23 protein-coding genes are annotated in these 22,311 nt (G+C 68.8%); 11 read left to right on the top strand and 12 right to left on the bottom strand.

Translation table 11 applies throughout. The features are described 5' to 3' along the window. Nucleotides 1-98: 98 nt before the first annotated feature. Nucleotides 99-617 (bottom strand): SRPBCC family protein, encoded by a 519-nt coding sequence (locus tag ACGFI6_RS03860; RefSeq protein ID WP_393115083.1) that lies wholly within the window; start codon nt 615-617, stop codon nt 99-101. Next, complete coding sequence (locus ACGFI6_RS03855) at nt 614-1,180, bottom strand: TetR/AcrR family transcriptional regulator (RefSeq protein WP_393115082.1); 567 nt, start codon at nt 1,178-1,180, stop codon at nt 614-616. Before ACGFI6_RS03855 ends, ACGFI6_RS03860 begins: the two co-directional genes overlap by 4 nt. A gap of 117 nt (nt 1,181-1,297) precedes the next feature. On the opposite strand from ACGFI6_RS03855, the gene ACGFI6_RS03850 reads away from it, so the two are divergent. From ACGFI6_RS03850 to ACGFI6_RS03840, 3 genes are read left to right on the top strand one after another with little or no spacing between them, the layout of a single operon-like run. Continuing rightward, nucleotides 1,298-2,482 carry an MFS transporter gene (locus tag ACGFI6_RS03850; RefSeq protein ID WP_393115081.1) on the top strand — a complete coding sequence of 395 codons (1,185 nt, stop codon included), beginning with the start codon at nt 1,298-1,300 and terminating at the stop codon, nt 2,480-2,482. Between the two features lie 19 nt (nt 2,483-2,501). Then, nucleotides 2,502-2,969 carry a MarR family winged helix-turn-helix transcriptional regulator gene (locus ACGFI6_RS03845; RefSeq protein ID WP_393115080.1) on the top strand — a complete coding sequence of 156 codons (468 nt, stop codon included), beginning with the start codon at nt 2,502-2,504 and terminating at the stop codon, nt 2,967-2,969. After that, entirely contained in the window at nt 2,966-4,192 is a 1,227-nt protein-coding gene (locus tag ACGFI6_RS03840) for an MFS transporter (RefSeq protein ID WP_393115079.1), read from the top strand. Before ACGFI6_RS03845 ends, ACGFI6_RS03840 begins: the two co-directional genes overlap by 4 nt. On the opposite strand, the gene ACGFI6_RS03835 is transcribed toward ACGFI6_RS03840, so the two are convergent. The 4 genes from ACGFI6_RS03835 to ACGFI6_RS03820 all read right to left on the bottom strand — a co-directional run bounded on the left by ACGFI6_RS03835 (nt 4,182) and on the right by ACGFI6_RS03820 (nt 6,698). After that, nucleotides 4,182-5,030 carry a formylglycine-generating enzyme family protein gene (locus ACGFI6_RS03835; protein WP_393115078.1) on the bottom strand — a complete coding sequence of 283 codons (849 nt, stop codon included), beginning with the start codon at nt 5,028-5,030 and terminating at the stop codon, nt 4,182-4,184. The genes ACGFI6_RS03840 and ACGFI6_RS03835 overlap by 11 nt on opposite strands. A gap of 108 nt (nt 5,031-5,138) precedes the next feature. Then, nucleotides 5,139-5,393: a type II toxin-antitoxin system PemK/MazF family toxin gene (locus ACGFI6_RS03830; protein WP_393115747.1), complete on the bottom strand. Its 255-nt coding sequence runs from the start codon at nt 5,391-5,393 to the stop codon at nt 5,139-5,141. Nucleotide 5,394: 1 nt separating this feature from the next. Continuing rightward, nucleotides 5,395-6,261 (bottom strand): LLM class flavin-dependent oxidoreductase, encoded by an 867-nt coding sequence (locus tag ACGFI6_RS03825; protein ID WP_393115077.1) that lies wholly within the window; start codon nt 6,259-6,261, stop codon nt 5,395-5,397. 2 nt (nt 6,262-6,263) lie between these two features. Further along, the gene (locus ACGFI6_RS03820; RefSeq protein WP_393115076.1) at nt 6,264-6,698 is read right to left on the bottom strand and encodes a GNAT family N-acetyltransferase; all 435 of its coding nucleotides are present in this window, start codon (nt 6,696-6,698) and stop codon (nt 6,264-6,266) included. A gap of 80 nt (nt 6,699-6,778) precedes the next feature. On the opposite strand from ACGFI6_RS03820, the gene ACGFI6_RS03815 reads away from it, so the two are divergent. Together ACGFI6_RS03815 and ACGFI6_RS03810 are read left to right on the top strand one after the other, a co-directional pair. Beyond that, on the top strand, nt 6,779-7,414 hold the full coding sequence (locus ACGFI6_RS03815) for a hypothetical protein (protein WP_393115075.1): 636 nt from the start codon (nt 6,779-6,781) through the stop codon (nt 7,412-7,414). A gap of 72 nt (nt 7,415-7,486) precedes the next feature. Continuing rightward, nucleotides 7,487-9,367, top strand: coding sequence for a glycoside hydrolase family 127 protein (locus ACGFI6_RS03810; protein WP_393115074.1), 1,881 nt, complete (start codon nt 7,487-7,489; stop codon nt 9,365-9,367). A 66-nt stretch (nt 9,368-9,433) separates the two neighbouring features. Here the strand turns inward: ACGFI6_RS03810 and ACGFI6_RS03805 are convergent, their stop codons facing one another. Then, complete coding sequence (locus ACGFI6_RS03805) at nt 9,434-10,447, bottom strand: LacI family DNA-binding transcriptional regulator (RefSeq protein ID WP_393115072.1); 1,014 nt, start codon at nt 10,445-10,447, stop codon at nt 9,434-9,436. A gap of 167 nt (nt 10,448-10,614) precedes the next feature. On the opposite strand from ACGFI6_RS03805, the gene ACGFI6_RS03800 reads away from it, so the two are divergent. The 3 genes from ACGFI6_RS03800 to ACGFI6_RS03790 are packed head-to-tail and all read left to right on the top strand — an operon-like array spanning nt 10,615 to nt 13,714. Further along, the gene (locus ACGFI6_RS03800; RefSeq protein WP_393115071.1) at nt 10,615-11,994 is read left to right on the top strand and encodes an ABC transporter substrate-binding protein; all 1,380 of its coding nucleotides are present in this window, start codon (nt 10,615-10,617) and stop codon (nt 11,992-11,994) included. Beyond that, nucleotides 11,994-12,872: a carbohydrate ABC transporter permease gene (locus ACGFI6_RS03795; RefSeq protein ID WP_393115070.1), complete on the top strand. Its 879-nt coding sequence runs from the start codon at nt 11,994-11,996 to the stop codon at nt 12,870-12,872. Before ACGFI6_RS03800 ends, ACGFI6_RS03795 begins: the two co-directional genes overlap by 1 nt. Continuing rightward, nucleotides 12,869-13,714, top strand: coding sequence for a carbohydrate ABC transporter permease (locus tag ACGFI6_RS03790; protein ID WP_393115068.1), 846 nt, complete (start codon nt 12,869-12,871; stop codon nt 13,712-13,714). Before ACGFI6_RS03795 ends, ACGFI6_RS03790 begins: the two co-directional genes overlap by 4 nt. Before the next feature lie 209 nt (nt 13,715-13,923). Here ACGFI6_RS03790 and ACGFI6_RS03785 read toward each other — a convergent pair whose 3' ends face one another. From ACGFI6_RS03785 to ACGFI6_RS03765, 5 genes are read right to left on the bottom strand one after another with little or no spacing between them, the layout of a single operon-like run. Next, entirely contained in the window at nt 13,924-14,634 is a 711-nt protein-coding gene (locus ACGFI6_RS03785; protein WP_393115067.1) for a 2OG-Fe(II) oxygenase, read from the bottom strand. 36 nt (nt 14,635-14,670) lie between these two features. Then, nucleotides 14,671-16,233: an Ig-like domain-containing protein gene (locus ACGFI6_RS03780; protein WP_393115066.1), complete on the bottom strand. Its 1,563-nt coding sequence runs from the start codon at nt 16,231-16,233 to the stop codon at nt 14,671-14,673. Beyond that, on the bottom strand, nt 16,230-17,045 hold the full coding sequence (locus tag ACGFI6_RS03775) for a Gfo/Idh/MocA family protein (protein ID WP_393115065.1): 816 nt from the start codon (nt 17,043-17,045) through the stop codon (nt 16,230-16,232). Before ACGFI6_RS03775 ends, ACGFI6_RS03780 begins: the two co-directional genes overlap by 4 nt. Further along, on the bottom strand, nt 17,045-18,055 hold the full coding sequence (locus ACGFI6_RS03770; protein WP_393115064.1) for a Gfo/Idh/MocA family protein: 1,011 nt from the start codon (nt 18,053-18,055) through the stop codon (nt 17,045-17,047). Before ACGFI6_RS03770 ends, ACGFI6_RS03775 begins: the two co-directional genes overlap by 1 nt. A gap of 30 nt (nt 18,056-18,085) precedes the next feature. Next, nucleotides 18,086-19,048 carry a Gfo/Idh/MocA family protein gene (locus ACGFI6_RS03765; protein ID WP_393115063.1) on the bottom strand — a complete coding sequence of 321 codons (963 nt, stop codon included), beginning with the start codon at nt 19,046-19,048 and terminating at the stop codon, nt 18,086-18,088. 99 nt (nt 19,049-19,147) lie between these two features. On the opposite strand from ACGFI6_RS03765, the gene ACGFI6_RS03760 reads away from it, so the two are divergent. From ACGFI6_RS03760 to ACGFI6_RS03750, 3 genes are all read left to right on the top strand, one after another. Then, a complete protein-coding gene (locus ACGFI6_RS03760) occupies nt 19,148-20,482 on the top strand; it encodes a bifunctional o-acetylhomoserine/o-acetylserine sulfhydrylase (protein ID WP_393115062.1) in 1,335 nt (444 codons plus the stop codon). A gap of 10 nt (nt 20,483-20,492) precedes the next feature. Continuing rightward, nucleotides 20,493-21,452, top strand: coding sequence for an alpha/beta fold hydrolase family protein (locus tag ACGFI6_RS03755; protein ID WP_393115061.1), 960 nt, complete (start codon nt 20,493-20,495; stop codon nt 21,450-21,452). Nucleotides 21,453-21,547: 95 nt separating this feature from the next. Next, on the top strand, nt 21,548-22,285 hold the full coding sequence (locus tag ACGFI6_RS03750; RefSeq protein ID WP_393115060.1) for a hypothetical protein: 738 nt from the start codon (nt 21,548-21,550) through the stop codon (nt 22,283-22,285). Nucleotides 22,286-22,311 lie beyond the last annotated feature (26 nt).

Genomic DNA, 22,311 nt, shown 5'->3' with positions numbered 1-22,311 from the left:
CCTGAGAAACAACCCTCGCCCCGGGCCACTGGCGGGTTATGTCGCCGATGGCCTGCTACAACAGGCCACCGGTGAAACAACCCGCCGGCGGCCGGGGCCTACGGGTTAGGTCCAGAGGTGGCTTTGGTTGCCAGGGCTTGGTTCATGGCTTCGAACTGGGGCTTGATGGTGTTGGTGAGCATCGAGCGGGTGAAGGGGACGGCGGCGCCGGTGAACTTCTCCTCCTGGATGAGGCGGGTGCGGCCGTTGGGAAGTGCGACGAGGCGGAAGGAGTGTTCGCCGTCGAAGATCGCGCCGGGGCCGACGCGGCCGATCCAGCGGAGTTCCTGGTTCGGGACGACCGCGAGCAGTTTCGGGTCGAACGTGGTCTCGCTGCCTTTGGTGTCGCGCAGCACGTTGACGATGGTCTCGCCGACCTTCAGCTCGCCGGTCGACGAGACGATGAACGGGTTCCAGTCCGGGTAGGACTGGCGGTCGGTGAGGGCCTTCCAGACCTGCTCCGGCGAGGCGCCGATCTCGATCTCGGTGTGCAGTACGAACGGTCGTGCGACCGTGAACACGGTCCAGCCGGCGACCACCACGACAAGGATGCCGAGGGCAACGAAAATCTTCTTCATGACTGCTCCGGTCCGAGCGTGCTGAGCAGCAGCAGGCTCACGTAGGCGGGATCGATCGGCTCACCGGTGACGAGGAGCCGGTAGTACAGCGCGCCGACGAGCTGGTCGACGATGACGCGCGGATCGGCGTAGGCGGGCATCAGCCCGTCGGCCTGGGCCTGCGCGATGGCGCGGGCGACGGTGGAGTGGCGGTCGGCCCAGAGGGCACGGACGCCTTCGCCGACGCGCGGCTCGCGGGCGGCTGCCGCGACCAGGTCGGCGACCAGCGTGGTCGGGATGGCATCCAGTGCGGCGGCGATCCCGGCGACGAACTCGGTGAGGTCGCCGCGCGGATCCCCACTCGGATCGAACGGCACGCCGCTGGTCAGCTCGGTGATCATCGCCATCACCAGCTCGGCCTTGCTCGGCCAGCGCCGGTAGATCGTGGTCTTCGCCACCCCGGCCCGCTCGGCGACCCGGTCCACCGACAACCCGTCGTACCCACGGGTCCGCATCTCGGCCATCGCGGCCTCCAGTACGCGGGCCTCGACGCCGGCGTCCCGCGGCCTTCCGCGCCCGACCATCCCTGACTCCTTTCCGCTACTGCAGTATCGAAAAGAACCATAACAGATTTCCGCAACGGCGGTAGCGTAAATGATCGCTGCCATCGGCTGTCAGGGTTTGCTGCGAACGTTGAGCGCGTGACCTCGCGACCACGGTTGCTGCTGCCGGCAGCCTTCATCACGTCCCTCGGCAACAACATCCAGCTGCTCGGCGCCGCATTGCTGCTGGTCCGCGCGCAGGGGTCGATGCTCGACGTCGGCTGGCTCTTCATCGCCGTCGCCGTACCGCAGGCCGTCCTCTCGCCGTACTTCGGACGTCTCGCCGACCGCTTCGACCGGCGCCGGCTGTGGGTGCTCTGCGACGTACTGAGTGCAGCGGCCGCCCTTGCGCTACCGATCGGCCTCGCGCTCGGCGCCTCCCAGCAGCCGCTGGTCTATGCGACGAACTTCGCGCTCGCGGTCGTCGCCGCCCAGTTCGCTCCGGCGAGTGCCGCGCTGATTCGCGAACGCGTACCCACCGACCAGCTGCGTCACTTCAACGCCCACTACGAGATCGCCCTGCAATCCGGCATGCTGCTCTCCGCCGCGGTCGGCGGGCTGGCGCTCCAGTACTTCGGTCCCAAACCCCTCTTCGCCTTCAACGCCTGCACCTTCGCGCTCTCCGCCGTGCTGGTGTCCGCAGTCGGACGCGGTCGACCGGTGGAGGCGTCCGTCAAGTTGCCCCTGGCAACTGCTGGGCGATCCTCCGGGTTGGCTTTGGCGCCATTGGCGATGCTGTTCGGGCAAGGGCTTGTCGTGGTGACGGTGTTCAACGCGCTGATGCCGGTGCTGGTCGTAGGGGAGTGGCATCGGGGCGCCGCGGTGCTCGGGATCACGGATGCGTTGGGTGGGGCCGGGTTCTTGCTCGCGGCCGCTGTCTATCGACGATCTTCGGCGCGGTTCGGGGATCTCAGACTCGCCATCGGTGGGTTTCTGATCTGTAGTGCGATGCTCGTTCTGCAGCCGCTCTTCGGCGTACCGGGACTGATGGCGCTGGTGCTGCTGGGCGCGTTCCTCTTCGGTCAGTCGCGGATCGCGACCCGTTCGCTGCTGATGACCTCGGTGGACGAGTCCCGCGTCGGCCACGCGTTCGGTCTGGCCAACGGCTACGGGCTCGCGGCAACGGTCGTCGTGATGCTGATCGCGGCGGTCGTCACCGGGCACGCCGACACCCGGTTCGGGTTCGCCGCGCTCGCCGTGATCAGCCTGCTCTCCGCGAGCCTCGCCGGTGCCTGGATCGCGGCCCGGAGCAGGCGGCAGGCCGATGTAACAGTACTTATATAAGTGCTGTTATGATCCGGCCATGGAAGATCCCACTGAGGCGAGTCTGTGGCGGCCGTTGCACGAGCTGCTGGAGCGGCTGGACGGCGATATCGGCCGGATCTACACCGACCGCGAGATCAAGGGCCTGAAGCCGGCGTACGTCCGTGAGCTGCTCACGCTGCAGGCCCGGGGCCCGCTGACCATCACCGAGCTGGCGACGGCGATCGGGCGGACGCACTCGGCGCTCAGCCAGAAGGTGTCCGGGATGCGCGCCGCCGGCCTGGTCCGGACCGTGCCGGGCTCGGACGCCCGGAGCAAGCGGGTCACGCTGACCGCAAAGTCCAAGAAGCTCGTCGAGCTGCTGGCGTCGGAGTGGCAGGCGACGGAGGCGGCGCTCGCCGAGCTGGAGTCCGAGCTGCCGTACCCGATGAGCCAGGTCGTCCGGGACGTCGAGGCGGCCCTGGCGCGAAAGAGCTTCCACGACCGGATCGCGGAGAAGCTGCGGTGAAGGGCGCGTTCATCGACCTCGGGCCGTTGCGCGTCCTGACGTACCGGCGACTGTGGATCGGCCAGGTGCTCTCCGGGTTCGGCGGTCAGCTGACGTTCGTCGCGGTGATGTTCCAGGTCTGGGACCAGACCTCCAGCCCGGCGTGGACCGGCGCGGTCGGACTCGCGCAGGCCCTGCCGCTGATCGTGCTCGGGCTGTTCGCGGGCACGCTCGTCGACCGGTTGGAGCGGCGCCGGATCTACCTGGTCACCACGATCGGTCAGCTGCTGGTCGCGTCCGCGATGGCAGGTCAGTTGGCGTTCGGCCGGGTTCCGGTCGGGGTGCTGCTGGCGCTCATCGCCGTCCAGTCGTCGTTCAGCGCGACCGCCGGTCCGGTGGCGCGGACCGTCCTGCCGAAGTTGCTGTCGCGGGACCAGTTGGCGGCCGGGATCGCGCTGAACCGGATCGGGTTCCAGGGTGCGATGCTGCTCGGCCCGGCGCTCGGCGGGCTGATCATCGGGGCGTGGGGTGTCGGCGTCTGCTACCTGATCGATGCGGTGAGCTTCCTTGCGGCGCTGTACGGCGTGCTCGGCCTCCCGCGGATGCAGATCGAGACGTCCGCGAAGCCCGGTCTGCGCGGCGTACTGGACGGGCTGCAGTTCATCACCGCGACGCCGGTGATCCGCGGTGCGTTGATCACCGACCTGGCCGCGACTGTGTTCTCGATGCCGATCAGCCTGTTCCCGGTGATCAACGCGGAGCGGTTCGGCAACAACCCACGGACGCTCGGATTGTTCCTGACCGCCATCGCCGTCGGCGGGGTGGCCGCGTCGTTGTTCTCCGGGACGTTCACCCGGCTGCCGCGGCACGGGCTGGTGATGTTGTGTGGGTCGGCGGCGTGGGGGATTGCCCTGTTGTTGTTCGCGTTCTCGCCGGTCCCTTGGCTCGCCTTGGTGTGCCTGGCGGTTGCTGGTGCCGCAGACACGGTGGCTGTGGTGTCCCGCAGCACGATCGTCCAGCTGCACACGCCGACCGAGTTGCTCGGCAGGGTCAGCGCCGCCGAGCAGATCGTCGGTCAGGCCGGGCCTGACCTCGGCAACCTGCGGGGTGGTGTCGTGGCGCAGCTGACCTCACCTGTCGCGTCGCTCGCTTCGGGTGCTCTGCTGTGCATCGCGGCGGTGGCTGCAGTGGCCAGTACGACACCTGGGTTGCGGGCGTCGGAGGCGGTGCCGGTCACAGACTGACGGTGCGGAACCCGGCGTTGCCCATCGAGGAGTCCGGGGTGTTCGAGGAGCGCGCGGCGTTGCGGTAGCGGTTGCAGTACGAGTCGTGGCACAAGTACGAGCCGCCACGCATCACCCGCGCCGCGCCGAGCGACGGGCCGGCCGGGTTCTCGCCGGGCGAGAACTTGTAGTACCGCGGGCCGAACCAGTCGCCGCACCACTCCCAGACGTTCCCGACCATCTGCCACAGGCCGTAGCCGTTCGGCCGGAAGGTCCGGACCGGGGCCGTGGTGAGGAAGCCGTCCTCCTCGGTGTTCTTGCGGGGGAACTCGCCCTGCCAGATGTTGCACGGCCAGTCGTCGCTGCCTTCGAGCAGGTCGTCGCCCCACGGGTATCGCTTGCCCTCGAGGCCGCCGCGGGCCGCGTACTCCCACTCGGCCTCGGTCGGCAGCCGCCGCCCGGCCCATTTGCAGTACGCGGTCGCGTCGTTCCAGCTCACGTGCACGACGGGGTGGTCGTCGAGCCCGTCGAGATCGGAGCGCGACCCGCCGGGGTGCCGCCAGTCGGCGCCGCGGACACCGGCCCACCACGGGGTGCCGGACGCCGGGCCCATCACCTCGTCCGGCTCGGCGGCGAGCGCGAGATGGAACACGGCGGAGTACCCGAAGGTCTCGGCCTCGGTGCGGTATCCGGTGGCGTCGGCGAAGCGCGCGAAGTCCGCGTTCGTCACGCTCGTCGCGTCGATGCTGAACCCCGCCAGCTCGACCTGATGCACCGGCGTCTCACCGTCACCAGCGTTCTCGTCGCCGTTCCCGTTCCCCATCGAGAACACTCCACCCGCCACCACAACCTGCTCCACCAAGTGCACCCCCCGCCCACCCGGCACCCCAGGAGGCGGCAGCACCTCCCCACCCCGCGAAGGCGCACAACAAGCAGGCAACTCATCACTCATACCAGCAGTTTAAGTTCAGTACAGATCGAGGAAATCACGCAGCCACTGGTCGAGCTCGTCCAGGCAGTGGGTGTCGACCTGGCCTGCCGACCGGCTCACCCGGTCACGGGTGATGGCGCGCGGCTGCTCCGTCAGAGCCCAACTGGCCTTGCGTAGCGTGAGTTTGGCGCCGCTCAGCCGTACGTGATGAGGCCAGCCGCGGTCCTTCGTCGTGACCGGCAACGCGATCGCCAGGTCGGGCACCGCGTCGAGGTACTCGTTCGAGGCGATCTCAGATGGTGGGTGGGCCCTGGTTGATGCGGTTGAGGACTGGGGGGAGGCGGTAGAAGTCCTGGCCGTTGATGAGTTGACGTTCGTCCCACCAGGTGGCGCCGGCTTCGGCCAAGGGGGCGATGAGGGATCGGGCGGCGGCGGGGGTGGTGGGGCTGATGCCGCCGACGACGACGTCGTACGGCGTGGTTTGGTCGGTGCGTTGGGCGTCCAGGAACGCGATCAGGTCGCGCAGTTCCTCGACCGCTGGGGCATTGCCGTGGTTGGCGCTGCGGAACAGCGGGACGGCGCCGTCCCAGCGGGCTGCGCGGCGCATGGGGGCCTTGCGCGGCCAGTAGCCGGCGATCCAGACCGGCGGGCGCGGGCGCTGGACTGTTGCCGGTAGCAACTCCACGTCGTCGGCCCGGTAGTGCTTGCCGGTGTGGTCGACGCGGTCACCGGACCAGTACGCCGTCAGCAGGTCGAGGCCCTCGTCGAGCCGCTCGGCAAGCACCTTCGGGTCGGTGGTGTCGCCGAAGCTGCCGAACTCGTCGTCGATCGGCCCGCCGAGGCCGGCGCCGAAGATCACCCGCCCGCCGCTCAGCCCGTCCAGGGTCGCGACCTGCCGGGCGAGCTGCTCGGGCCGCCGCCGCGCGACCGGTGTGACCAGCGGGCCGAGCTTGATCCGGGACGTCGCCAGCGCCGCCGCGGTCATCAGCATCCACGGATCGCCGAACGCCTGCCCGCGCCGCTGCTGCTTGCTGTGCACCACGTGGTCCCAGACGAACAACCCGTCCCAGCCGGCCTCCTCGGCGGCCGCCGCGACCTGCGCGACCGTCCGCGGATCGGCGAAGTCCCCGAAGTTCGGAATGTTCACGGAAAAACGCATGGTCACAACCGTAGTTCGACGAACGGAACGGTGTCACCGGGCAGCAGGTACGTTTCGACCTCGGCGAAACCGTGCGCCTTCGCGAACCGGAGCCCGTCGGTGTTGCTGCTCAGGATGTGCGTCTCGATGCCGTCGCCGAGCTCCCGCCCGCGCGCCAGGCAGTGCTCGTAGATCGCCGCGCCGAAACCACGCCGCCGGTACGCCGGAAGCACCCGCGCGATCACTACTGCCGCGGACGTCTCGGCGGACGGCGGGCGGACGGTGGAGCAGCCGACCAGTACGTCGCCGTCGTACGCGACCTCGAGGACGTTCCGTGTACGGCGCTCGCGGATCTCGTCGACCGACAGCGGCGCCGTCGGGATGATCTCGTTGTGCACCCGCTGCCAGTCCAGCAGCGTCACGTCGTCGCCCACCGGCACGATCCGAAGCCCATTCACCCCGCCAGCCAACAGTCCTGTACGCGACCGGTCAACCGGATTGAGTGCAGGTTGCCGGGGGCTGGTAGTAGCGTGCGGGGGTGCGGATTCTCTTTGTCGGGAACAGTTTCACGTCCAACAACAACCTGCCCAAGCTGCTGACCGGGCTGGCCGCGGAGCGCGGGATCGAGATCGACCACAAGGTGATCTCGGCCGGCGGGGCCTCGCTGCGGCAGCACCTGAACGCGGGCAAGGCCCTCGACGCGATCGCGACCGGTGGCTACGACGTCGTCGTACTGCAGGAGCAGAGCACGCTGCCGATCAAGAGCCCGGCCCGGTTCCGGGACAGCGCCCGCGACTTCGCGAAGGCGATCACCGCGGCCGGATCGCGGACCGCGTTCTACATGACCTGGGCGCGGAGCAATGCGCCACAGACGCAACAGGCGCTCACTGACGCGTACAGCGGAGCCGCGAGCGAGCTCGGCGGCACGCTGATCCCGGTCGGCATGGTCTGGGAGCGGTTCCTCGCGACGTACGACGAACCGGTGCTGCACGAGTCGGACAACAGCCACCCGACGCTCGCCGGCAGCTACCTCGGCGCGTGCGTCTTCCTGATTGCGCTGCTGAACGAGGACCCGGTCGGCATCACCGCACCCGTCAAGGGACTCGACCCGGAGACCGCCGCCCTCGTCCAGCAGGCGGCCTGGGACATCTGCACCCAACTCAGCGAATCCTAGGATCTCAGCGAATCCTAGGAAACATTCGGAAACATGTTGCCGGAACCGTTCCGTGGTTGTCAGGATGGGACGGTGACGACCACAGACCAGGGACCGGCCGCGCCGGTGGCAGCTACCGCACTGCGTCCGCTCGGGTTGCGCGACGTGCAGCTCGCCGGCAGCTTTCTCGGCGACCTGCAGGCAACCAACGCGACGGTGTCGATCCCCAAGGGCGCCGAGCACCTCGACGAGCAGTGGGCGAACTTCCGGAACGTCGCCGAGGGGGTGAAAGGGGCCGACTACCACGGCCCGAACTACGAAGACGGCGAGGCCTACAAGTGGCTTGAGGCGGTCGCGTGGGAGGCCGGCCGGGACGCTGATCAGAGTACGGATCCCCGGCTCGCCGAGTGGCTGCAGAGCCGGACCGCGCTGATCGCGGCCGCGCAGGACGACGACGGCTACCTCGGGACGTTCGTGCAGTCGGGGCAGCGCGACGAGCGGTACGGGCAACTCGACTTCGACCACGAGATCTTCAACATGGGCGCGATGATCCAGTCCGCCGTCGCGCAGTACCGGGCCACCGGGCGGACCGAGCTGCTCGACGTCGCGCGCCGGGCGGGCGATCACCTGCACCGTACGTTCGGCATCGGGCCGGAGCAGCGCGAAGGCTTCTGCGGGCATCCGGTCGCGGAGCTCGCGCTGGTCGAGCTGTACCGGGCGACCGGCGAGCAGCGCTACCTCGACCAGGCCAAGTACTTCGTCGACGCGCACGGGCGCTCGATCCTCGCACCCGACCACCCGGGGCGGGCTGCGTACCTGTCCGACCGCATCCCGGTCCGCGAAACCACCACGCCCGAAGGCCATGCGGTGCGTGCGATCTACCTCGCTGCCGGTGCGACCGATGTCGCGATCGAGACCGGGGACACCGACCTGCTCGCCAAGCTCGAGACCCAGTGGCAGAACATGGTCGGCACGAAGATGTACGTGAACGGCGGCCTCGGCAGCCGCTGGGACGGTGAGTCGTTCGGCAATCCGTACGAGCTGCCGAACGACATCGCGTACGGGGAGACCTGTGCGGCGGTCGCGAGCGTGCAGTGGAGCTGGCGACTGCTCCTGGCGACCGGCAAGGCCCGGTACGCCGACCTCATCGAGTGGCAGCTCTACAACGCCGTACTGCCAGGGGTTTCGCTGGACCGGTCGAAGTACTTCTATGTGAATGCGCTGCAGGTGCGCGCCGATTCTGATGACGCGGACAAGCGGGCTCCGGGCAACGGCCGGCAGCCGTGGTTCGGGACCAGTTGCTGTCCGACCAACCTGATGCGGACGTTCGCTGCCCTGCAGCATTATGTTGCTACGAGCAACGAGGATGGTGTGCAGCTGCATCAGTACGCTGCCGGGTCGATCCGGGCCGGCGAGTTGCGGCTGACGGTGAGCACCGACTACCCGGTCTCCGGGCGGATCGTGATCACCGTCGACGAAGGCGCCGACACGGCGATCAGCTTGCGGATCCCTTCCTGGGCGGCCGGTGCGGAGGTTGTGGTGGCCGACGGTGAGGCGATTCCCGGTATGCCCGGCGCCTATACAACGGTACGGCGCGCGTGGCAGCAGGGCGATCGCCTTGTGCTCACGCTGCCGATGTCGCCGCGCCTCCTGCACGGTCATCCACGCGTCGAGGGCATCCGGGGTTCGGTCGCGATCAGCCGCGGCCCGCTGCTCTATGCGGTCGAGCAGGCCGATCACACAGCGCCTGTCGACGACCTGGCGCTGACCGCGACGACGCTGAGCGAGATCCCGGCAGCGGACGGTCCGCCGCAGGTCACCGGGACGGGCGCCGCGTGGCAGCCGTCAACCGGCCTGTACGCCGACGAACCCGCCGCGTTGGGCGACGCCCTCCGCATCACGGCCGTGCCGTACTACCAATGGGGCAACCGCGAGCTCGGCCCGATGAAGGTCTGGCTCCCGCTCGCAACCTGAGTAGTGAACCTCCGAAATGGCCCCTTCGTCCGCGGTGTAAAGGGGATGAAGGGGCAACGGGAGGGGTTAACCTGCCGTCTCGTCGGTGGAGGCGCGGACCACTAGTTGGCACGGGACTTGTTCTAGGCCTGCGTGGGGGCGGCCTTCGATGGCGTCCAGTAGGCGTTGGGCGGCGATTCGGCCTACGTCGGCCAGCCGGAGGTCGACGGACGTCAGTGGAGGGCGGGCGCCCTCGGCGATCAGCTCCCAGTTGTCCGTACCGGTGATCGCCACGTCCTCCGGGATCCGGCGACCGAGCTCGCGGAGCGCGTCCGCACCGCCGCGGGCGAGCAGGTCGCTGCCGTAGTGGATCGCGTCGATGTCCGGGTTCTCGCGGAACAGGATGTGCGTCGCCTGCCGCCCCCAGGCCTCGGTCCAGCCGCCGTACATCGCCATCCCGGTCAGCTCGAGACCCGCGGCGCCCAGGGCCGAGGTGAGACCGGCATGCCGATGGCGCGCAGGGTCGAAGCGCTCCGGCCCGGTGACGTGCGCGATCCGGGTCCGGCCGATCCGCAGCAGGTGCTCGGCGACCAGCTGTCCGGACGCGGCGTCGTCGACGACGACCGAGCAGTCGTTGTCGTCGGCCGACGGCGTCAACGCGTAGACGACCGGTACATTGCCGGCGCCGGCCAATGGCGGCCGGCGGTTGAAGTTGCGGCCGGTGACGATGAAGCCGTCCACCCGGCGGCCGAGCAGTACGTCGACGTAGTGCCGCTCGCGGATCGGGTCGCCACGGCTGTCGCAGAGGAACACCGAGATCCGGCCGGCCCCGAGCGCGTCCTCGGCGCCGAGCATCACCGGGACGCTGAACCGCTCGAAGCTGTCGGTGGTGAGCATCCCGACCGTGTAGCTGCGCCGCTCGAACACGCTGCGGGCCAGGGCGTTCGGCCGGAAGTCGACCTCCTCGGCGGCCCGGCGGATCCGGTCCCGGGTGGCTTCGCTGATCTGGCCGGTGCCGTTCAGGGCCTTCGACACCGTGCCCGGGGACACCCCGGCGCGGGCCGCGACGTCGCGGACCGTTGCCCGTCGTTCCTGGCTCAATCGACCTCCTCAGATCCGTGTTTCCGGAAACACACCATACCCGCCGGTGCGCCGATCCGCTCTTGTTACAACGTTGACCCTTGACCAGTTTCGGCCCGCCTCCTATTGTCAGGAAACATGTTGCCGCCGTGTTTCGGTGGCCGTGCTCACCGCCCGAGGAGGGCTTCATGTCAGCAACCATCGGACGTCGCCGCGCGCTGCAACTCGGCGGGCTGTCCGCACTCGCCGGGCTGGCCGGCTGTAGTGGGAAGTCGCTGGGGGACAGCGGCTCCGGCTCCGGCGGCGGGTCCAAGAACCTGCAGTTCATGTTCTGGGGATCGACCGCGGAACAGAAGGCGATCTCGAACATGCTGGACGCGTTCGAGAAGGAGAACTCCGGTGTCACCGTCAAGCCGGTGTTCACCCCGGCCGACTACGACACCAAGCTCAACGCACTGGTCGCGAGCAATCGGCAGCCCGACGTCTGCTACATGCAGGCCCCGATGGGCTATCGCCTTGCGGAGCAGGGAAAACTCGTCAACCTCTACCCGTACTTCGACAAGTACCCGGACCTCGCGAACCGCCTGCCCGGCACGTACTTCTGGTGGGACAAGGGCAAGACGTACGGGACGCAGAGCGCCAACGAGATCATGGCGCTGTGGTACAGCAAGGCCGCGCTGAAGGATGCCGGGGTCGAGACCCCACCGGCCGCGGCGGACAAGGCGTGGAACTGGGACACGTTCGTCCAGAACGCCTACAAGCTGACCATCGACCAGAACGGGAAGCACCCGGACGAGGACGGCTTCGACCCGAAGCGCATCCGGCAGTACGGCGTCTCCGCCGGCCTCGGCCCGACCGTCTACCAGCCGTTGCTGCTCAGCCGCGGCATCAACTTCGCCGACGAGACCGGCCGCAAGTCGATGCTGGACACCCCCGAGGCGATCGAGGTGTTCCAGAACCTCGCCGACCTGATGTACAAGCACCGCGTCGCGCCGACGCCGGCACAGCTCGGCAACAACGCGCCGAGTACGACCGTGCAGCTGAAGACCCGCCGCGTGGCGATGGTGATCGACGGGCAGTGGACGCTGCTCGATCTTGCCCAGGGCAAGCTCGAGTTCGGGATGGGGGTGCTGCCGAAGTACGACAAGCCGATGACGATCACGCTCGGCGGTGCGACCGCGATCTTCGCCGGCACCAAGCACGAGCAGGAAGCCGTCGAGCTGTACCTGTTCCACGACAACCCGACGAAGGTCGACCTGTTCAGCAGCGGGCTGTGGATGCCGCTGGAGAAGCGGTACTACACCGACCCCAAGGACATCGACGTCTGGACGAAGAACGACGCGCATCCGGCCGAGTACCGGACCGCGGGCGTCGACTACACGATCAACCACTCGGCGCCGTACTTCTACCAGAAGCTCCGCAATATCGAGGCGATCGACAAGGTGCTGACCCCGGCGGTGCAGGTGATCCAGCAGGGCAAGACGCCGGCTGCCGACGTACTGAAGAAACTCGCCGGCCAGTTGAACGGCAGCCTGCTCAAGGGCACCTACCCGGTCAACGGCAGCTGATGCGGGCAGAACGCCGCTGGGGCCTGCTGCTCGCCGCGCCGGCGATCCTCGGCTTCGCGATCTTCACCATCGGCCCGATGATTGCCTCGCTGTTCTTCAGCCTGACCGACTGGCGGATCGGCGCACCGGCCAAATTCATTGGTCTGGGCAACTACCAGCAGCTCGGGCACGATCCGCTGTTCTGGAAGTCGTTGAACGTCACCACCTACTACACCCTCGGTGTCGTACCGCTGACGCTGCTCGTCGGGTTCGCGGTGGCGATGCTCGTCAACCAGGGCGTTCGCGGCAAGGGGTTCTGGCGGACGGTCTACTACCTGCCGACGCTGGTGCCGGCGGTCGCGAGTTCGGTGCTGTGGATCTGGATCTTCAACCCGGACTTCGGCCTGCTGAACAGCATGCTCCGCCAGGGCGGGTTGCCGACGTCGAGCTGGATCTACGGCGAGCGCAGCGCCGTGCCGTCGCTGATCCTGATGAGTACGTGGGGCTTCGGCAACGCGATGGTGATCTTCCTGGCCGGGTTGCAGGGCGTGCCGCGGCAGCTGTACGAGGCGGTCGCGATCGACGGTGGCGGGACGTGGGCGCGCTTCCGGCACGTGACGCTGCCGTTCATGACGCCGACGATCTTCTACAACCTGGTCACCGGCACGATCGGCACGTTCCAGGTCTTCAACCAGGCGTACATCATGACGCAGGGCGGGCCGAACAACGCGACCGAGTTCTACATCTACTACCTCTACACGAAGGCGTTCACCGACAGCGAGATCGGGTACGCGAGCGCGCTCGCCTGGGTGCTGTTCGTGATCGTCCTGGTGATCACCGTGCTGTTGTTCCGGAACGCGCGCCGATGGGTGTACTACGAGATGGGAGCGGCCCGGTGATACGAGACGGTTCGGTGGTACGGCGTACCGCGGTCGGGATCCTGCTGGCGGCCGGCGCGCTGATCATGGTGACGCCGTTCGCGTGGCTGGTGCGCAGCGCGCTGATGGGCGACGACCAGATCTTCGTGTCGCCGCCGGAGTGGATCCCGAAGCCGTTCGCCTGGGCGAACTTCAGCGGTGCGCTCGGGTCGCAGCCGTTCGCGCGGTACTTCCTCAACACGATGATCATCGAGGTGCTGGTGGTCACCGGGACCGTACTGACCTGCGCGCTGGCCGCGTTCAGTTTCGCGCGGCTGCGCTGGCGTGGCCGGAACCTGGTCTTCGGGTTGCTGCTGACCGGCGTGATGCTGCCGTACGCGGTGACGCTGATCCCGACGTTCGTGATGTGGGGATCGGTCGGCGCCCTCGACACGTTCATCCCGCTGACGGTGCCGGCGTGGTTCGCGGGCGCGGGCGGCGGGGTGTTCAACATCTTCTTGTTCCGGCAGTTCTTCCTGACCATCCCGTACGAGCTGGACGAGGCGGCGTACATCGACGGCGCGACGCCCTGGAAGGTCTTCTGGGGCGTGATCATGCCGCTGTCGAAGCCGGTCGTCGTGGTGGTGGTGATCTTCACCTTCATCGGCGTCTGGAACGACTTCCTCGGCCCGCTGCTCTACCTGACCTCCGACAGCAAGTTCACCCTCGCACTCGGCCTGGCAGGCTTCCAGTCCACCTACACCGCCCAATGGGGCTTCCTGATGGCAGCCTCCCTGGTGGTAATCCTCCCCATCATCCTGATCTTCTTCGTCCTCCAGCGCTACTTCGTAGAAGGCGTCACCCTGACCGGCGTCAAGGGATAGTCGGCTGTCCTGACGCATATCCGCTCGCGTTGAGGGTTCTCTGTTGGTGTGCGAGCGAAGAACCCCCAAGAGCAGCGGATACCTACCCTGATGACGCAGGTGTGGGCGCTGCCTGCGGCCCGTGGGACCAGGCTACGAGTCACGACCATCTGTCGCAGCTCCCGGATCGGGTGATCAGCACCCACACATCGGACAGAAGAGCCGCATAGTCATTTCGCGTCGTGGAAGACGAGGCCGAGGGTGTGACGCCGGCCCGAGCGGATCGCGGACACACCATGCCGCACCGGGGACGCCGACCATCCACGGGCTGACTTCACCGGGCGGTCACGGGTTGTGAACACCAGGCCGTGGCCGTGCGGGATCAACGTCGACGTACCGCGGGACTGGGCTCGTGGGCGTTGTTCGACGAGGAGGAACTCGCCGCCGGTGTGGTCGATCCCGGGCTCGTTGAGGTTGATGACGACCTGGAGCGGAAAGACCTTGTCGCCGTAGAGATCACGGTGCAGTGCGTTCCAGTCGCCGGCCCCGTACCGCAGCAGGATCGGGGTCGGGCGCGTCTGGCCGGCGCGATGACAGATGTCGAGCCATTCGTCGAGGGTGTCCGGCCACTCCGCGTCCCGGCCGAGCTTCGCGGACCAGTCCTGCGCGATCGGCAGCAGCCGCGGGTAGAGCGCGTGCCGCAGTGCGTCGACCGCCTCCGGGAACGGCGCGTCGAAGTACCGGTACTGTCCCTCGCCGAACCGGTGCCGGGCCATGTCGATCGTCGCCCGGAACTTGCGCACCTCGTCGTACATCCCGGCGATGCCCGCCGCCTCGGCCGGCGTCAGCAGTTGCGGCAGGAGCGCGCAGCCGAGGTCGTTCACCTCGGACGTCACTGCATCCCAGTCGGCCCCGGCCACTCGTCGCTCGTAGCTGTTCATACGAGTGGAACGGCCGGGGCGGCAGGTACGTGAGGGCTACTTCGGGAGGACGAGGAGGCTGCCGTAGTGGTGCATGGCGATGCCGGCGAAGCCTGGGGCGGTGGCCTCGGCGGCGTAGACCTTGTCCAGCTCGGACTCGAGGTAGGCGCGGCCCTCCTCGTAGAACGTGACCGACTCCGGGTCGCCGGTGCCGGAGAGGTCCTTGGTCTCGATGCCGATCACCACCGACCCGGGCTTGCCGATCGTCGCGGCGTACGCGACCTCGTGGTCAGCGCGTGCGATGATCCCGGTCGCGGTGTCGGTGTAGTCCATCAGCGAGACGTAGTCGGTGAGGTCCTGGACGTGGTCGCTCAGCGGCGCGGTCCGGCCGTGCCAGGTGATCGCCGTACAGCAGTCCGAGCTGTCGAACCAGAACGGGATCGCTGGGCCGACGAGCAGTTGCTCACCGGACGCGTCGCGCAACTGCATGAACTTCTCCAGCAGATCGAGCCAGTGCGCCGGCAGCGTCGTCCCAGCCGCTTTCCACTGCGGCAACAGGTACGGCTCGATGTCCACGTTCACCCCGTCAAACTGGGCGTCGGCCGGTACGGCGAGGTTGTAGTCGAGCACCTTGGTGAACTCGGCGACGGCGCGGTCCTGGTACTGCGGCAGCGCCCCCAGGTACGGCGGCACGGTCCCGCCCGCGATCACCGCCTGCACGTGATACCCACGCCCACGGGCCCAGCGAACGAACGCGGCCACCTGACCGCGCGAGTCCTTCAGCATGTCGCGCCCCTCGTACGCCGCAACGCCGACGTACAACGTACGGATCGGATCCGACCCGTACGTGGTGGTGTCGTCCATGAACCGGCCGAGCTGATCGCGCGCCGTCCGGTCGAAGACGGCCGGGTACGAGTTCTGCTCCCACAACCACATCGCCCGATCCTGGTTGTACCGCTGCTGCACCGGCCGCACCGCGCCGTCGACACCGACGTACGTGGTGGCTGACGTCCCGACCTGTCCGGTGACGTCGACCGCACGCGCCTCGATCCCGGCGAAGCCCTTCGCGGCCGCGAACTGCACGCGATAGCCACTGCCCGTCCGTTGCGCGGCCCGCCAGGCGCCACCGTTGACCCGCGCCTCGACCCGACGGATCGGACGAGTGGAGCTGACCGCGATCGTGGTCATGATCCGGGACCCGCCCAGCGCCGCACCTATCGCGGGCGAGGTGATCGTGACTACCGGCCTGGAAGCGCGCGGGTTGTGCACGTCCACCGTGACGAACGGCGACCACTGGTTGTACAGCGTCTCCAGGTTCTTGCCGTAGGCAGCGATTCCGACGGTCCCGTTGCTGTCCTTCAGCGAGACCTTCGCACTCCACGTCCCGGTCGCGGCATCCATCGTCGCCGGCACGGTCCGCTGCGCGTCGACAACCAGCTGGATGTCCGACACCTGGGTGTAGTGCCCGCGGACCGTGACACCACCGGCGTCCGCACCGGCACCGTCGGTCGGCGAGTCGATCGTGATCTCCGGCGCGACCACCGCCACCTCGGATGCCGCGGCGGGGGTGAACGACCCGGCGACGAGCAGCAACGTGAGTGCCGCGACGAGTCGCTTCACACCTGTTCCAGAACGGTGATCGGGGCCAGCATCGTCGCGTCGTCGAGCGGGCGCTCGCCGGTCTCCAGCATCTTGAGGAAGACCTTCAGCCCCGGTACGACATACTCCGAGTCCAGCTGTACGTCGCGGCTCACGAGCGCCGTTCGCCCGACGACCTCGGCGTGGAACGGGACCCGCCCGGCGTCCGTCGGCTTGACGAGTTGCAGCGTGACGAGCACGTCGTTGCACCGGTACCGCACGACAACCGTCGACCCGACCCGCTCGACCTCAACCGGCCCTGGCTCGCCCGGCGCCAAGCGCTGCGCCAGGTCGGCCGCATGGATGCCGTAGAAGAAGATCCCGCTGTACTCACTGTGCGGATCGGCCGGCCCGGTCACCGTGACCGCCTGCAGCTCGCCGACGTCACTCGCCGCGAGTGCATCGGCGTCCGCGACCCACCGCACCGCGGAGTACGACGTCACCGGCGCGCCACCGCGCTGCGCAGCGTCGAGGATCGCCCGCGCATCCGCCGTACTGGCAGCCAGCGGCTTGTCCACCCACACCGGCACGCCGGCCTCGAGGAACGGTACGGCGTGCTCGCGATGCGCCGCGCCGTCGCGGTTCGTGATGATCAACGCGTCGACGCTGCCGAGCAATTCGGTCGTGGTCGGGACGATCTGCTCGATCCCACCGGCGGCGGCGAGCTTCCGGGTGCGCTCGTCGTCGCCGACCAGCGCGACCACGCGGGCAGTCTCGGAAAGCTTGTCGACGTTCAGGTGCTGGACGATGTGATCGGCGTGGCTGTTCTCGGTCCCTACCAAGGCGATGCGCATCAGCTCTCCAGTTCGACAGGGCGCCCGGTGCGGGCGGATTCGTAGACGGCAAGCACGGTCGCCAGCGACCGGCGGCCGGCGGCGGCCGTGACGGCCGGTTCGCGCCCTTCGCGGACGGCGGCGATGAAGTCGCGGTACTGCGCGAGGTGCGCGAGCTCGGTCGCACCCCAGCCGGCCGGCCCGTCGAGGACCGGCGCCTCGGGGCGTTCGGCATCGGCGGCCGAGAAGTACGCCAGCTCGTCGTCGTCCAGGATCGCGGTGCCCTGGTCGCCGTGGATCGTCAGCCGCACCGGACGGCCCGGGTACGCGGCCGTACTGGCGAGCAGCAGCCCGATCGCCCCGCTCTCGAACAGGATCGACGCGCCGGCGAGGTCCTCGACCTCGATGCCGTCGTGCGCCAGCCGGCCGGTCTGCGCGCTGACCTGGACCGGGCGGCCGAGCATCCACACCAGGAGGTCCAGCGCGTGGATGCCCTGGTTCATCAGGGCGCCGCCGCCGTCGACCGCGAGGGTTCCGCGCCAGTCGTCGCCGTCGTAGTACGACTGCGGGCGGAAGAACGCCGACTCGGCGATCCCGGAGGTGACGCGGCCGAGCGCACCGCCGTCGATCGCGGACCGGATCTGCGTCACCGGCGGCTGGAACCGGCGCTGGCTGATCACGGCGACCGTACGGCCGGTGGCTCGCTGCGCCTCGATCATCCGGTCCGCGGCCGCGAGCGTGATGTCCACGGGCTTCTCGACAATCACGTCCTTGCCGGCCTGCAGCGCCTCGATCGCGTTGTCCGCGTGCAGGGCACTCGGCAGGCAGATCGCGACCGCGTCCACCTGCTCCGCGGCGTACGCCTCGGCGGCACTCGCGTACGCGTGCCCGCCATACTGCTCGACGAGTTTGCCGGCCCGGTCGAGGTCCCGGTCGACGACCGCGACCAGGGCGGCCTCGTCGCCGAGCGCTTCGATCAGGCGGGCGTGCACGGCGCCGATCACACCGGCACCGATGATGGCGAAACGCATGGGATCTCTCCGATCAGTTGCGGACGACACTCAGCCGGCGTTCCAGGGCAGCGCTGCGCCACCGGTCTCGGCGGATTGCTGGGCGAGCAGCGCGAGCCGGGTGGCGAGCAGGCTGCGCTCGGTGCTGATGTCCGGTTCATTGCCTGTGGCAAGCGCCTTGAGGGGCAGCTCGGCGGGGCGGTGGCCGGCCGGCAGTGGGACGTCGTGCGGCTCGAGGTCGGTGGTGGTGAGGACGAGACGGTTGCGGGCCCAGAGAAGTTCGGCCGTGCCCTCGGTGCCGGTCAGCTTCATCCGGTAGTCGCCGTGCATCGGTGATCCGGCCGGCGTCATCCAGTCCACTCCGGCGGTGATCAGCGCGCCGGGTCCGGTCAGCGTCGCGACGCCGTACCGGCCGTCGACGATCGCGCCGCTCACGGTGCCGCTGGTGAGTCCGGTGAAGAGGAGTGCGACGTCGAGGTCGTGCACGGCGAGGTCGTTGAGCAGGCCGCCGTACCGCTCGCGCTCGAAGAACCAGTCCGGGCGGGTCGGGCGGTTCAGCTTGTGCGGTCCGGACGACGTGACGCCGTGGATCGTGCCGAGCCGGTCGGCGATCTCGCGGGCCGCGAGCGTCACGGGGTAGTAGCGCTTCTCCAGGAGCAGCGTGACGTGCCGGCCGGTACGGTGCGCGGCCTCGGCGATCGCGTCGAGCTCCTCGAGCGTGGTGCACAGCGGCTTGTCGGCGATCACGTGACTGCCCGCGTTCAGTGCGTCGACGACGACCCGGCCGCGGTCGCCGTAGATCCCCGCGACCATCACCACGTCCGGCTCGACCTCGCGGAGCAGTTCCTGGTGGTCGGTGAAGACCTTCGCGTCGTACGGCCCGGCCCAGCGCTCGGCCGTCTCGCGGGACGGGTCGGCGACCGCCACCAGTTCGTACTCGCTTGACCGGTCGACCTCCGCGGTCGCGTAGGCCACGTGCGGGTGAGCGGCGCCGGCGATGGCGATGCGGGTCATAGCGGTGAGTCCACCATGCAACCGGTTGCATTGCAACCGTCCATTCCGTGAGATGCAGACCAGTAAGTCGATCTAATTAGTATCTTTTGATCACACACCGTGACCCGAGAGAAGGACGAGATGACCGAACCCAGTTGGTCGTTCGAGACCCGGCAGGTCCATGCCGGCCAGACCGCCGACCCGACCACCAAGGCCCGTGCGCTGCCGATCTACCAGACCACGTCGTACACCTTCGACAGCACCGACCACGCGGCCGGCCTGTTCGGGCTGAAGGAGTTCGGCAACATCTACACCCGGATCCAGAACCCGACCCAGGACGCGGTCGAGCAGCGGATCGCCCGCCTGGAGGGTGGTACGGCGGCGCTGCTGCTCGCGTCCGGGCAGTCCGCCGAGACGCTCGCGCTGCTCAACGTCGCCGAGGCCGGCGATCACATCGTCAGCAGCCCCAGCCTGTACGGCGGGACGTACAACCTGTTCCACTACACGTTCCCGAAGCTCGGGATCGAGGTGTCGTTCGTTGAGGATCCCAACGATCTCGAGTCCTGGCGGGCCGCGGTTCACCCGAACACGAAGGCATTCTTCGCCGAGACGATCGCGAACCCGAAGAGCGAGATCCTCGACATCGCCGGCGTCGCGGGCGTCGCGCACACCGCCGGAGTACCGCTGGTCGTCGACAACACGGTCGCCACGCCGTACCTGATCCGCCCGATCGAGCACGGCGCGGACATCGTCGTGCACTCGGCGACCAAGTACCTCGGCGGGCACGGGACCGCGATCGCGGGCGTGATCGTGGACTCCGGCACGTTCGACTACGCGGCGGACCCGGAGCGGTTCCCCGGCTTCAACAACCCGGATCCGAGTTACCACGGGCTGACGTACGCGCGTGACCTCGGCGTCGGGTCGGACCTCGGCAACCTGGCGTACATCCTGAAGGCCCGCGTGCAGTGGCTGCGCGACCTCGGCCCGGCGGCGTCGCCGTTCAACGCGTTCCTGATCGCCCAGGGCCTGGAGACGTTGTCGCTGCGGATCGAGCGGCACGTCGACAACGCGCTCAAGGTCGCGCAGTGGCTCGAGCAGCGTGACGAGGTGGAGTCGGTCGCGTACGCGAGCCTGCCGTCGTCGCCCTGGTACGAGCTGGCCCAGAAGTACGCGCCGCGTGGCGCGGGCGCCGTCGTGTCGTTCGAGATCAAGGGCGGCGTGGACGCGGGCAAGCGGTTCGTGGACGCGCTGCTGTTGCACAGCCACGTCGCGAACATCGGCGACGTACGCTCACTCGTCATCCACCCGGCCTCGACGACGCACAGCCAGCTCGCCGAGGAGGATCTGGCCGCGGCGGGGGTGACCGCCGGCCTGGTGCGGCTGGCCGTCGGGATCGAGCACATCGACGACATCCTGGCCGACCTCGAGGTCGGCTTCGCGGCGGCCAAGGCCTAGGCCCGGCCTGGTGAAGCAGTTCGCCGAGGTCGGGGACCTGAAGCTGGACAGCGGTACGACGCTTCCCGGCGTGCGGATCACGTACGAGACCTGGGGCCGGCCGAACGCCGCCCGGGACAACGCCGTACTGATCTGTCACGCGCTCACCGGCGACGCGCACGTCGTCGGCCCGGCCGGTCCCGGTCAGCCGACACCCGGCTGGTGGGACGGGCTGACCCGGTACCTCGATCCGGCGGACTGGTACGTCGTCGCGGCCAACGTGCTCGGTGGTTGTCAGGGAACCACCGGGCCGTCGACCGAGGCCCCGGACGGGCGGGCGTGGGGGAGTCGCTTCCCCCGCGCTCACCGTCCGGGACCAGGTTGCTGCCGAGGCGCTGCTCGCCGATGCGCTCGGCATCGACCGCTGGGCGGCGGTGATCGGCGGCTCGATGGGTGGCATGCGCGCGCTGGAATGGCCGCTGCTGTACGCCGACAGGGCGGCGACTACTACGGCACTGGTCGTGCACCCATGGCCGGCCTCGGAATCGCGCGCCGGATCGCGCACGTCACCTATCGCTCCGAACCGGAACTCGCCGCACGTTTCGGTCGCGCCGCCCAGCCCGGCGAGGATCCGCTGTCCGGAGGTCGGTACGCCGTCGAGTCGTACCTGGATCATCATGCCGACAAACTCAGCAACCGCTTCGACCCTGGTTCCTACGTCGCTCTGACCCGCGCCATGAACACCCACGACATCACCCGCGACCGCGGCGACCTGCCCGAGACCTTGACCGGCCTGAAGGCGCGGACGGTGGTGGCCGCCGTCGACTCCGACCGCCTCTACCCACCGTCTCAGTCCAGAGCCATCACCTCAGCCCACCCGGCGGCCGGTCCGCTCCACCTCATCAATTCGCCGTACGGCCACGACGGCTTCCTGATCGAACTGGATCAGGTCGGCCAGCTGATCACCGAACAACTGCGAACCGGAAACTGAGATTCTCGTCCACCGGCCACGTCAGCCTTCATTCAAGCCGTCCGGCGAGTAACACTGGGGTAGGAGCCGTCGGACTCCGGTTGGAGGACCGGGTGATGGGGCACTGGGTGAGCATGGTGGACGTCGGGCTGCGCTATGAGCGAATCTGGCGGGCGGCCGTGGGCCTGCTTGCCGCGATCGGGGTGGTCACCTCGCTGGTGTTCGTGTCACCGGCGACGAATCTGGCGGCGTTCCTGGTCGCCGTGTTCACGGTCGGCGCCGTCTGCCTGAGCATCGGCCTCGGCCGCGACCTGCCGAACGGAGACCTCCTCCGGGTGGTGCCGCGCGGGGCCGTCCTCGGCGGGCTCGGCGTGCTCGCGATCTGCGGGTACGCCGCCGCGGTCGGCGCCCGGACCGTGATGCTGGTCCTGCTCGTCGTCGGCGTCTCCCCGCCGGTGATCGGCTGGCTGCGCGCCGGCCGTCCGGAGCGTCCCGCGGCCCCGCACCGCCGCCGTACGGTACGGTTGCCCAAGGCATCCAACAGACAGCTGAAGGCGGTCTCGGCCGAGAGCTCGGCAGTCGCCGACCTGCCGCTGCCGAAGTACCTCACCGCCGTCGTGCGCAGCGTCGGTGAGCTCAGCGACGACGAGCTCTGCCTGGCCTGGCGGCGCAGCTTCACGCAGCTCCAGCGGGCCGCGAGCGCCGACCGCCGGCAGGCGATGGTCGATGTCCGGCGGGCCTACCTGGACGAGCTCGAGCACCGCCACCCCGACTCGTTCGCCACCTGGCTGGCCTCGAACCCGCGGGCCGCCGGCGACCCGGCCAGGTTCTTCACCCACCGAGCCGACCACTAGCGCCGACCACTAGCGCCGACCCTTGG

This window comes from Kribbella sp. NPDC048928, assembly GCF_043197975.1.
In the GTDB taxonomy this organism is placed as follows: domain Bacteria; phylum Actinomycetota; class Actinomycetes; order Propionibacteriales; family Kribbellaceae; genus Kribbella.
This window is presented reverse-complemented; position numbering and strand designations above follow the sequence as displayed.

Coding starts and splice junctions, on each gene's coding strand:
- ACGFI6_RS03860 (WP_393115083.1), bottom strand. CDS start 617: ATGAAGAAGATTTTCGTTGCCCTCGGCATCCTTGTCGTGGTGGTCGCC.
- ACGFI6_RS03855 (WP_393115082.1), bottom strand. CDS start 1,180: ATGGTCGGGCGCGGAAGGCCGCGGGACGCCGGCGTCGAGGCCCGCGTA.
- ACGFI6_RS03845 (WP_393115080.1), top strand. CDS start 2,502: ATGGAAGATCCCACTGAGGCGAGTCTGTGGCGGCCGTTGCACGAGCTG.
- ACGFI6_RS03825 (WP_393115077.1), bottom strand. CDS start 6,261: ATGCGTTTTTCCGTGAACATTCCGAACTTCGGGGACTTCGCCGATCCG.
- ACGFI6_RS03800 (WP_393115071.1), top strand. CDS start 10,615: ATGTCAGCAACCATCGGACGTCGCCGCGCGCTGCAACTCGGCGGGCTG.
- ACGFI6_RS03795 (WP_393115070.1), top strand. CDS start 11,994: ATGCGGGCAGAACGCCGCTGGGGCCTGCTGCTCGCCGCGCCGGCGATC.
- ACGFI6_RS03785 (WP_393115067.1), bottom strand. CDS start 14,634: ATGAACAGCTACGAGCGACGAGTGGCCGGGGCCGACTGGGATGCAGTG.
- ACGFI6_RS03775 (WP_393115065.1), bottom strand. CDS start 17,045: ATGCGCATCGCCTTGGTAGGGACCGAGAACAGCCACGCCGATCACATC.
- ACGFI6_RS03770 (WP_393115064.1), bottom strand. CDS start 18,055: ATGCGTTTCGCCATCATCGGTGCCGGTGTGATCGGCGCCGTGCACGCC.
- ACGFI6_RS03765 (WP_393115063.1), bottom strand. CDS start 19,048: ATGACCCGCATCGCCATCGCCGGCGCCGCTCACCCGCACGTGGCCTAC.
- ACGFI6_RS03750 (WP_393115060.1), top strand. CDS start 21,548: ATGGGGCACTGGGTGAGCATGGTGGACGTCGGGCTGCGCTATGAGCGA.